Source organism: Paenibacillus sp. FSL L8-0638, from assembly GCF_038593075.1.
GTDB classification, from domain to species: Bacteria; Bacillota; Bacilli; order Paenibacillales; family Paenibacillaceae; genus Paenibacillus; species Paenibacillus polymyxa_D.
In genome coordinates this window covers 386,691-397,500 of the sequence record NZ_CP151960.1, presented here as the reverse complement: position 1 = coordinate 397,500, position 10,810 = coordinate 386,691, and the positions used below count along the sequence as shown (strand labels likewise).

At 47.9% G+C, this 10,810-nt stretch carries 10 protein-coding genes (1 of these 10 running past the window's edge); all 10 read right to left on the bottom strand.

The genetic code is table 11. From position 1 onward, the window contains the following. Positions 1 to 854 carry the 5' portion of an ROK family protein gene (locus tag MKY35_RS01680; RefSeq protein WP_342445412.1) on the bottom strand. Its footprint begins 82 nt before the window's first position, so 854 of the gene's 936 nt are visible here — the first part of the coding sequence; it begins with the start codon at positions 852 to 854; its stop codon lies beyond the left edge, outside the window. Between the two features lie 157 nt (positions 855 to 1,011). Beyond that, positions 1,012 to 1,851: a MurR/RpiR family transcriptional regulator gene (locus MKY35_RS01675; protein WP_039274314.1), complete on the bottom strand. Its 840-nt coding sequence runs from the start codon at positions 1,849 to 1,851 to the stop codon at positions 1,012 to 1,014. Further along, a complete protein-coding gene (locus MKY35_RS01670; protein WP_039274312.1) occupies positions 1,829 to 2,548 on the bottom strand; it encodes an N-acetylmannosamine-6-phosphate 2-epimerase in 720 nt (239 codons plus the stop codon). Before MKY35_RS01670 ends, MKY35_RS01675 begins: the two co-directional genes overlap by 23 nt. 5 nt (positions 2,549 to 2,553) lie before the next feature. Beyond that, positions 2,554 to 4,095, bottom strand: coding sequence for a DUF4127 family protein (locus MKY35_RS01665; protein ID WP_342445411.1), 1,542 nt, complete (start codon positions 4,093 to 4,095; stop codon positions 2,554 to 2,556). 97 nt (positions 4,096 to 4,192) lie between these two features. Then, positions 4,193 to 6,019: a beta-N-acetylglucosaminidase domain-containing protein gene (locus MKY35_RS01660; protein WP_342445410.1), complete on the bottom strand. Its 1,827-nt coding sequence runs from the start codon at positions 6,017 to 6,019 to the stop codon at positions 4,193 to 4,195. Between the two features lie 49 nt (positions 6,020 to 6,068). Further along, positions 6,069 to 6,959, bottom strand: coding sequence for a carbohydrate ABC transporter permease (locus tag MKY35_RS01655; protein ID WP_342446581.1), 891 nt, complete (start codon positions 6,957 to 6,959; stop codon positions 6,069 to 6,071). Then, on the bottom strand, positions 6,959 to 7,840 hold the full coding sequence (locus tag MKY35_RS01650; protein ID WP_071639225.1) for a sugar ABC transporter permease: 882 nt from the start codon (positions 7,838 to 7,840) through the stop codon (positions 6,959 to 6,961). Before MKY35_RS01650 ends, MKY35_RS01655 begins: the two co-directional genes overlap by 1 nt. Before the next feature lie 63 nt (positions 7,841 to 7,903). Continuing rightward, on the bottom strand, positions 7,904 to 9,178 hold the full coding sequence (locus MKY35_RS01645; RefSeq protein ID WP_342445409.1) for a sugar ABC transporter substrate-binding protein: 1,275 nt from the start codon (positions 9,176 to 9,178) through the stop codon (positions 7,904 to 7,906). A gap of 184 nt (positions 9,179 to 9,362) precedes the next feature. Beyond that, on the bottom strand, positions 9,363 to 9,926 hold the full coding sequence (locus MKY35_RS01640; protein WP_342446580.1) for a DUF420 domain-containing protein: 564 nt from the start codon (positions 9,924 to 9,926) through the stop codon (positions 9,363 to 9,365). Positions 9,927 to 10,220: 294 nt separating this feature from the next. Next, positions 10,221 to 10,496: a GNAT family N-acetyltransferase gene (locus MKY35_RS01635; protein WP_307353855.1), complete on the bottom strand. Its 276-nt coding sequence runs from the start codon at positions 10,494 to 10,496 to the stop codon at positions 10,221 to 10,223. Positions 10,497 to 10,810 lie beyond the last annotated feature (314 nt).

Sequence of the window (10,810 nt, the reverse complement as noted above, 5' to 3'; positions counted from 1 at the left end):
GTTTGAACTCCAAATTGGTGCAGATGCTTTTCCAGCATGGGCCACCAGACCTCTCCCGTGTCCGATACTCCTCCGCCTACAATGATCCTCTCAGGATCAAGAGTCACTGAGATGTTAGCTAGAAGTACAGCTAAATCTGCGGTGTAATCATCCAGCACCTGAATTGCCTCCTGGTTACCGTGAACGGCCTCTTTCACAATCTCGTTTCCCGAGCGGTACAATTTATTGACGTGTTCCCTACCTCGACGTAAGAGGGCGCTCCCCGATACATATTGCTCGGCGCACCCTTTTCTTCCGCAATTACAGGGGTGTCCTCCGGGGAATAGAATACTGTGCCCCCAATCACCGCCGCTCCAATGAGCCCCTCTGCACAAGAGGCCATTTTCCATATATGCACCTCCGACACCTGTTCCCAACGTGAGCATCACCAAGCGTCGCTTGCCCTTCCCCGCTCCCTGCCACGCTTCTCCAAGTAAAGCGGCGTTCGCATCATTATCAGCAACCGCTCGTAAAGCCAGTTTTTCCCTAGCCCATGTTACTAAGGATGTACCTTGCCAGCCAGGTAGATTATCTGTGGCATACACAACTTCGCCGCTCTCCACATTTACTCTGCCAGCAGTAGCAATGCCAAGAGCGCCTACATCTATATGGGCACCGAGGCTGGTATCTCCAAAAGAACGCAACAGCCCGAGCACAGATTCTGACACCTGCGACAATACCCATTCACGTCCCCGGGAAGCGTCCGTATCCAGCCGGATTTCATCAAGCACCGATCCGTCCCGTGCCACTATGGCGGCCTTCACCGATGTGCCCCCAATGTCGATTCCAATGACTCTGTTCACAGCAGCTGCCACCACACCAACCTCCTTGTTACCCTACATAAAAGCTTACTAGCTCTTTGTACAAACCTTCTATTAATAGCAATACATGAAATAGCCATTCATAAGCACCACAAACACAAGTCATTGAACCTGTCGAAACGCACAGTTTTCAATTCACAACTGAAAAATCTCAATAGCTTCGTTCAATAACGGCCCTCGCTGTTTTTTCCTTCATCTGTTTGGTGTGACTCGTGTGCTTGCGAGCAAGCCCTTCGCAGATGAGGTCAATCACGAATAGTTGTGAGATTTTAGCGCCGATTGAACCACCTTCTATCGGCGCTTCTTTGCCCGCTGTTAGCAACACGATATCTGCAATGGAGGTAATGGGTGATTTCGCATAATTTGTAATTGCAATAACAGTTGCACCATTTTGCTTGGCTTTATGCAGCATATCGTTCGTATCCAGCGTACTTCCTGATACACTAATGCCGATAGCCACATCACCCGGGTTCATGGACACCGCCATCATCGACTGAATATGTCCGTCTGCCACAGCCTCGGCGCGACGCCCGATCCGTAAGAAACGGTTTTTAGCATCCTGCGCGGAAATCCCCGAAGCACCTACGCCGAAAAATTGAACATAGCCCGCTTGATCGAGACACGCAATCGCACGACCAAGCTCTGAATGGTCCAGCAGCCCCATACTGGAGTGCAAAATATCGAGCATGTTGTGATACACCGTACGCGTAATATCTTGTTCGTCATCTGGGTCGATGTTCTCCTCGCCCATATCAGTTTTACGATAAGTCTGGTTTTGCGCTAGGGACAGTCGGAAATCCTGATAACCTTTAAAACCAATCTTCCGGCAAAAGCGCATGACGGTCGTTTCGCCTGTACCTGCAAAATCCGCCAGCTCCGTCACAGAGAAATATATGATGTCTGCGGGATGCTCCAGTACGCACAAGGCAACTTTCTGCTCCGATTTCGTTAATGAAGGATAATACGTTTTAATTCGGTCGTTCATCTCCATAGATGCATTTCACTGCCTTCCTTGCGGCATCGGCAAACCGCTGCGTAATCAATTGGGGTCTGGTAATCGCCGAGCCTACAACCACTGCATGTGCTCCCATTCGGAATGCTTCCTCAACCTGCGCTGGATCATAGATTTTGCCCTCTGCAATTAAAGGAACGGGAACCAGTTCCGACGCTCTCCGAACCAGCTCCAGATCAGGACCCTCAATCTGAGCAGAGTACGGCGTATACCCGGATAACGTGGTGGATACGCAGTCTGCGCCAAGGGAGGCCGCATGAAGTGCCTCCTCCAGTGTCGATATATCTGCCATAGAAGTGACTCCCTGTTCATGGGCATAATCTATGAGCCTCTTCAGCTTGCATCCCGCTGGGCGCGGTCGTAATGTGGCATCCAGCGCAATGATATCCGCGCCTGCCTTCACCAGTTCCTCCATTTCACGAAGGGTAGGCGTAATGTAAATATCAGAATCATCATAATCCCGCTTAACCAAGCCAATGACTGGTAGAGAAATTGCCTGTTTAATCGCACGTACATCCGATGCGCCATTGGCGCGTATCGCCACAGCTCCACCCTGCTGTGCGGCAAGCGCCATTTTGACCATAGAATCTGCTCCATGTAACGGTTCGCCTGGTAGCGCCTGACAGGACACGATCAGTCCGTGCTGAACTTTGGATAATACACCTTCCATTCCCATAGGAATCACCCTCTCTTCTCAGCATGATGCCGTACGGTTAATGCGACTTCAAAGGTGCGGTTCCACGGCATGTAGCAATCTATAATTTCCACGCGGCCTTCCGGCCCGTTTACATATTCATTGAGCGCCTGCTCCAGCCGTCCGCGAATAACCGCAGCTACCGAGCCTCTCGGTCCATCGAGCATAAACTTGGTAAAACCCATCTGCTCCACAATCCCGTTATTCATAGCCGTACGTACCACAGCGCAATAACAGGCATCCTCGGCGTAGCGCAGCGACAGAAAATCCAAATGTTCCTCCGTAGAGCCATAGTGGGTATACAGCATAGACTGGGCAATGACGGTGCCCAGCGTGTTAGAACTGGTATTCCAGCCTGCATAACCCGCCAGCTTAAAGAGCAGTCCTTTTTGCCTCAATAGTCTAAGTAGCTTGATATCTGCGCCGTTGGCGTAGCCCACATCAGCGACTGCAACATTTTGACCTGCATATTGCAGCATATAAGAACCGTACTCAACCAGCTCTACTACATTCCGATGTACATCATATCCGGTCATTGCACGCTGCTGGGATGAAGCCTCTGCCATCGTGTCACCAGGTGTGTTAGCCAACAAAATCAAATCAGCCTCCGTTGCTGAGGAAGCGATCAGCCCACCTGCCGCCATAATCTGATATTTTAAGGTTTCGTAAAAATAGCGATCTTCAAAAAGCGGTACTACGAATGCCCCCTGCAAAGCAGACAATCGGGGATACACCAGTGGGACTACATTATTCATCTTGTTAACCCAACGAGCCAGCAACGTACAACCCACTTCATCTGCCCCCGGGTACATGTATACATTCAAATCGAGCCCAAGCTCAGAAATACGACTTCTTAGCCGCTGCTGATCCTTGGCGGTATAGCCGTAGGGAGCCGAATCATCCTGTGGGATGATCATAAAATCAATGATACCTTCTGCTACGAGATCCAGCGCAACTTCATTGGCCTCCAAATTCACATGGCGACGCCCTAGGTAATCATCCAATATTTCCATCGGCAGACGCTCGTTGATATCAGCTAATTCGAGTAACTCTTCTGCGGTAGCAATCCCCAGCTCCTGACGATGCTCAATGAAGCCCTTTCTGAATATCTCACGCCCCCAATCGGCATAGTAATCCGGTTCTTCATCAGCCAAAGAATATTGCGGACAGCGCATAATCAGTTGAAATGCATACAGGGTCAGTTGCGGATATAGCTGTTTTAGCCTGCGAAGCCGATTCACTCTATCTTTGACCTGCTCGCTTGACATACTGTGTAGTCGAGAAGGTACGATTCCTCCGTACAGCAACGTATCCATCGCAACAATGGCTCCATCAGCCGCCGCTGCGCGTTCTTCGAGCCATGCCCATAGTCTGGTCGTGTCGCCAGGGGTCTTCTTTTGTCCCATCCATTCTAATGAGGGCCGCTCCATTTCCAAGTCTGTGCCCCGTGCCAGTAAATAAGGAAATTGATAATTACAGGGCCGCTCATCCAGCGGTATAAAAAGTAATCGGGTTTTGGGCTTCACCATACGTTCCACCTCTCCTGAAAATTACCGTTATCCTAACGGCAAATGATTATTTTCAGGGCAGCTATGCTGCCTTGGTTGCTTAATCCAGCGCAAATACTCACAAAATCAGCCGATATTTTCCTTGTTCGTCCTGATCGACATAACCCCACTGCGCAGCAGCACGGATCGCCGGATTGCTACCCAGCCGAGCCTCCGCTTCTAAGCAAGCAGTGATACCGCTTCGCAGTTCTCCTACGATTTCGTCTGTCAGAGGTGACGGCTCTTGCTCGTCAACAGCTTCCCTCGGCGTGCCGCTCTCCCCCGATTGTGCATCGTCCTGTCGCTCGCTGCTGAGTGCAGCTTGACGCAGCACCTGCCACAGGCTCGCATCCAGCTCGGCACGTTCCAGCCACGGTGCGGCCTGGGACACGAATCCTGCTGCTGGATCACCGGCAGGCACGCTCCGTAGGACGCTCACGGCCTGAAGCAGCCGCTCAAAGTACATATCCAGCGCAGGGATATCGCGCATTTGCAAAGCAAGGTCCACGTCCTCGTACGTGTTGCAGCCTAGTCGGCTGTTCCTGTTTTGACGACAGAAAAACATCAGTTCATCTGCACGCTCTCCTGCTAACTGCCGCGCAGCCCATTTCCAAGATCGCTCAGGCATATACCGTTCACTGTTCCACATATAGTGGGACATCGTAATGAGCGTCACTTTGGAGCATTCCCACTGATTCATCGGGTTGGCCACCATACCGGTATGTCCACAGTCTGGTAGCCCGGAATATCGTCCGCGCAGCGGATCAAGGAATAACCGATCATGGTCACAATCATTCACCGGGATGTTATCCCACAGCCACAGCTCATGCCCGAAGAATGCATGATTATCAGCGGCGTGCTCGCGACTAATCTGTGGAGCAAAGACAAAGTACCCCGTCCAGAACACCTTAATCTCCGGATGCAGCCGCTCACGGAAATCCTTTTTGTATTCGGTATCCCAATACGACCAATATTCCGAAGGACAGACCGTCAGGGTAAACTCAGGCAGCCGTTCAGCCAGCCATGTATGAACCTTGTTCGTCAAAAAGACATGAGCGTGACCCGAGCGGCCCAGCAAGTGTCGATTTTCCCCTTTGAGTACATAGTCAATGTCATCCATTAATACAGAAAAATGACGTACGCCAATCGCTATCACGGCCGCCAGCTTTTCCGTCAATTTGAGGAAATCTTCATCGCTGCCAAAGCTCAGGTCGTTCCCTGGGCTGATACAATAATGAAAATCAACCTCATGCCGTTCGCAGGCTTCCTTCAATTCGCAAATCTGGGCAAACGTATCCTCAGGGTACGGCTCTCTCCATAGCTCACGATGATATGGATCATCCTTGGGGGCATACATGAATGTGTTCATCCGATGCGTAGCCATAAAACGGACGGCATCCAGCCGATCCGCGAAACTCCACGGTTTCCCATAGAAGCCCTCAATAATTCCTCTGACCGGGAATGAAGGCTCATCCCGAATAGACATCACCGGCAAAGTACATCGCTCCTGTTCCACTTGAAGCAGGAGATGCAGGGCATCCATGCCGTATTTGAGCCCTCTTTTATTGGAAGCATGGACTTCAATTCGCCCGTCCTTCTGAATGTCCAACCGATATCCGTCTGCAGCAAGCGTTCCGTCATATTCGAGCACCAACTGTACGCTTCCCCGTGTTTCAGTCGGTACACCCGGTCCTGGAGGTACAATGAGCTTGATCGGTCCCTCAGGGTCCAGCACACCTTCATACTCCTGATTCATTGCAAAGCGAGAGGACAGTTCACAGATCAGTCGCGGTTCGGAGATAACCAGCCTTTCCCCGCTGTCATACACATCACGAAAATAATATTGAATCTCCTGCGGTGTTAGCCCTACACTCGAATAAGGCCCCGTTCCTTCGGACAGTTCCATCGCAATCGTCTCCTTCCATTCACAGGCTCTTCGTAGCCGTGACTACTGGCTATCCTTTTACCGCTCCCGCCAAACCTTCCATATAGTAGCGCTGTGTAAACAGGAACAATATAATGATCGGCAGTACCGAAATCATTGTGCCGGCAGCAATCCAGCCGAAGTTATAGGCAAATTGACCGTTGAGATACGTGAGCGCAGCTGCTAGCGGATATAGCTCCGTATCGTTCAAAATAACGATAGGCCACAGAAAGCTGTTCCAGAACGACATCGCCTCCAACAGAGAAATTACAGCAAGCGCCGGCTTGACCAGCGGAAGCACCAGCTGCCACCAAATTCGAAACTCCGAAGCGCCGTCCATTTTACCGGAATCACGTACATCGGTGGGAATATGAATAAACGTCTGTCGCATCAGAAAAATGTTGAACACGGAGACTGCCCCAGGCAACACTACACCCAAATAGGTATTGCCCAGATGAAGCCCTTGAATGGTCAGATAATGCACAATAAATGCGGTGTAGGAAGGAATAATCATCGTGGCAATCAGCAGCGTAAACACCAGATTTTTACCCTTAAAACGAAACACAGCCAAGGGATATCCTGTCAGACTGGCGAGTACCACATTGAGCACAACGCCCAACACCGTAATGATGACCGTATTCAGCATATATTTCGGGAAATTCATGAACTGCCACACCTGAACATAATTATCGAAATTAATAAAGGTCGGAAAAATAGCGGGCGGCGTTGAAAAAATGTTACGGCCTGGCATGAGGGATACGCTGAGCAGCCAGAGGAACGGTCCCATTAAAAAGAGGGCAAGTAGCATTAGAAGCACGTAGGTGACCGTCATTCTCAGCATTCGGGCAAGACTGCGCATGATGCGGCTGCTTTCCTTTTTAGGAAGAGATGAGCGTAGCATTTTGTCATCCTTTGGATTCATCAATAGGGATTGACACCACCTTTCCTATTGAATCGGAATACGATAATACTAAGTACGGCAATCATTGCACCGACAATTAAGCCAAGCGCCGAAGCATACCCAAAATTAAACTGCTCCATCCCCTTTTGAAAAATATACAAGCTCGATGTCAACGTGGCCGTTCCCGGTCCACCCTTGGTTAGTACATATACTTCATCAAATACGCGGATAGCTGACATGAGTGATATAAGGGTACAGAACAGAACGTAAGGTCTCAGCAGTGGAAGAGTAATATGGACAATCAGACGCCATCGGCTTGCTCCGTCGACTCTAGCGGCTTCGTACAGATCTTGGGGAATATTTTGTAATCCAGCCAGATAGAGCATCATATAATACCCGAGTCCCTTCCACATTGTGATGAACATTAGTACATACAAAGCCAAGTTGCTGTCCGATAACCAGTGTATGTCTTTGCTAATCAAGCCGACCTGCATGAGCAAGTAGTTCACTACGCTGTTATTGCCCAACAGCCAGCTCCAAATTAAGGCTACCGCTACCATCGAAGTCACAACAGGGATGTAGTAGGTCGTACGAAATATTTTAATTCCCGGGATACGACTATTCACAAGCACAGCCATCAAGATGGAGAAAATTTGAAGAAAGGGGACAATGAGCACGTACAACAATGAGTTCCAAATCGAAATAAGAAAGTTACGGTCCTTAAACGCCGCTTCAAAATTATCCAAACCGACAAAATGGGTATCTGATATGACAGAGTAGTCTGTCAATGCCAGCGGAATGCTGTAAATAATAGGCCAAAATACAAAGACGGCAAGCAATAACAGTCCCGGCGTCATAAAGGCCCAGGCCGTAAAAGACTCCGACCTCAACCATTTGATCATGCTGCATCACCACCTGATTTTGATAAATGAACAGGGGAGTATTCACTCACTCCCCTGTCAAACCTATTGCTTTAAAATATCGTTTACTTCCTGCTCCAGAGCAGTAAGCGTCTCCTTCGTATCTCTTCCGTTCAATAAAATATTTTGCAAGGCTCGCGCGATGGCACTATTCACATCTTTGGCATTGGGCACACCAACCATATAATCTGTCGCCTTATCCAAACTTTGCGCGGATACTACCTTGGCTTGTGCTTCTAATGATTTGTCAGACTGAGTAAAATATGGATCTTTAATGGAGTCTTTCGTGGAAGGTAGTGTATTCGCCGCTTTAGAAAAAGCAGTTTGACTCTCTGCATTTGTCAAGAAAACAGCAAATTTCACTGCTTCGTCCACATGTACAGACTTAGCAGGTACGACCAGGTCCATAGAGTTTGAGAGCCGCACATCGGCTTTGCCAGTTGGGACAGGGACAGCAATTGTGTTCTTATAGATGTCTGGCGCTGCCGTTTTGATAAAATTGATGAACGTCGGGCCTGCCAGCTCGAAAGCAACCTGCTCGCCGGCATAATATTTCACTTGTTGTGAGAAGTCAGCGTCTTCCTTGAGTACAACGCCATCTTCCATCTGTTTTTTTAGATTATCAATCATGGTGTCTGCTTCTGGTGTATTGAACGCCGCCGCTGTCTTTTCTTTATTTAGGATAGGAATGCCGTCCACAGCGAAAAGCTTGGATACAAGCTGCTGAGCATAGCCTGCCTTGCCAATTTTTCTATTGATCTGACGGCCCCATTCAGACAATTCCTCCCGGGTTTTGGGCGGATGAGCAGGGTCCAATCCGGCGGCTTTGACCAGCTTTGTATTCATGTAAAGTACTTCTGTACCGGTATACCAGGGTAGCGCATAAGCTTTACCGTTAATGACTGTGGAATTATAAATACCCTCGAAATAAGCAGCCTTTTCCTCGGGCGACAAATGCTCATTCATATCAACAACAGCACCCTTGGAGCCCATTTGGCTAGCAAATTCTGTATTGAGATTAACTACATCCGGACTGCTGTTGCTAGCGATACTTGTCAACAGTTTGTTGGTTACTGCGTCATAAGGGTAATCCTTCCAGTCAATTTTGACATTGGGGTTCTTCTGCTCATAATCGGCAATCACCCGATTGAAATACGGGGTAAATGTAGGTTGTAGTGCAATGGTCCAAAATTGCAGTGTTACTTTCCCTCCGTCAACCTTTTCCGACTTTGATCCTCCACCACCGCAGCTGCTCAGCAGTACAACCAGCGCCAGCATAGATACAAGCAACCGTAACCTGCCTTTCGCTTTCTTTGTCACATGGTGACCCCCTTGTTCTTAGTTGATTAAGGCAAATTATAGCAGAAATACCGTTATAGAAGGAACGTTTTTTTAATAAAATAAATTTAGAAGGAATAATTTTTCTTTTATTGGATACAAAAAAGACGCCTCTTCAGCAGAGACGCCATTTTCCTAAATCAACCCATCAAAGAGTTCACATCTATTAATAGTATGGGGCCATGAAAATGTACACCAATACCCCGGTCAAGCTCACATATAGCCAAATTGGCATCGTCCAGCGCGCAATCTTACGATGTTTTGCTACCTGCATCGTCCATCCCCATACAACCGTGAACAGTGCCAGCGGTACAATAATTGCAGCCAGTATGCTATGCGAAATCAACAATGTAAAGTAAATCGGACGAAGGATACCCACACCGCCATATTTTGCAGTTTCCGGCGAAATGTAGTGAAAGGTCAGGTAGGAAAATAAAAATAAAACGGTACTGGCAAAGGCCAGCAGAATAAAGGTTTTATGCACCTTGATGTTCTTCTTGAAAATAGCAACCAATGCAGCCACCAGGAAAATAAACGTGAAGCTGTTAAAAATCGCATTCAACCTTGGGAAAATAGTGAGATCAAAACTGACACTCCCCTGGTATCCGATCGGCGAAAAGAATAGCAGCAAAATAATCACGTTGGCTATAATGGAAACGGTGATAATCAAGGTTGTAAAATTACGATTGCTCGTTGGAACGTACTGCTTGTCCTCACTCGCTTTATTCATCATGAGCGTCTCCTTCGTTTAAATTCAGGTTTTCATTATTTTTGCGGTCATAACCATAATATATTATATAGAACTCATAGTTAGCCTGTGAAGTGACAACAGTATGAACAATTTCACAGCCATCCGGCAAGAAATGTGCTTCAACATTTGAGGATAGCCCTTTGTTTCCCTATATCAACGGTAGAATGCATTGATTTTACAAGCTTTATGCACAAAAAAAAACACCGGAAGAGTCTGATTACCCGCTCCGGTGTTGTGTCGGTTATGCAGTTAAGCAGCCTTGATGATCCATATTCATTGCTGCCACACGTCACTGTATTCTTTATGGCGCTTGAACAGAGCAAGTGCGTACGAGCAAGCAGGGATAACCTTTTTATGCTGATTTCTTGCCATCTCAACCACTCTGTCGATGAGCTCCTTGCCGATTTTTTGACCCCGTAACTGCTCGGATACAAATGTATGGTCAATGACCAATGAGTGGTCATCTATGGATTTATAGCCTACTTCTGCAACTACCTGTCCATCATCCACCATGACTACTGCATGGTCCTCCTCGCGAATTTGTCTCATGAGACCAATCCCCTTTCTGACTGAAGAAAATCCCGCTACAACTCCATGCTAACGAATTAATGCAATCACTTCATGCCGACGCTAGATATCCTTATCATTCCCCTATTTAGGAATCAGCGAAACATCACATACGAGGATTTGCAAAAATCCCACAAGCGACTTCCAATGTACAAGATATAGAACGAAATGGTTTAGTTCGTCTATATCTTGCACTTCGGAGCGACTGGAATCGAATTTTGCAAAATCCTGATACATAAAATAAGATCTATCGTCGACACTATATTTATTCACATTAAGGCAAGGGAGGTGCTGCG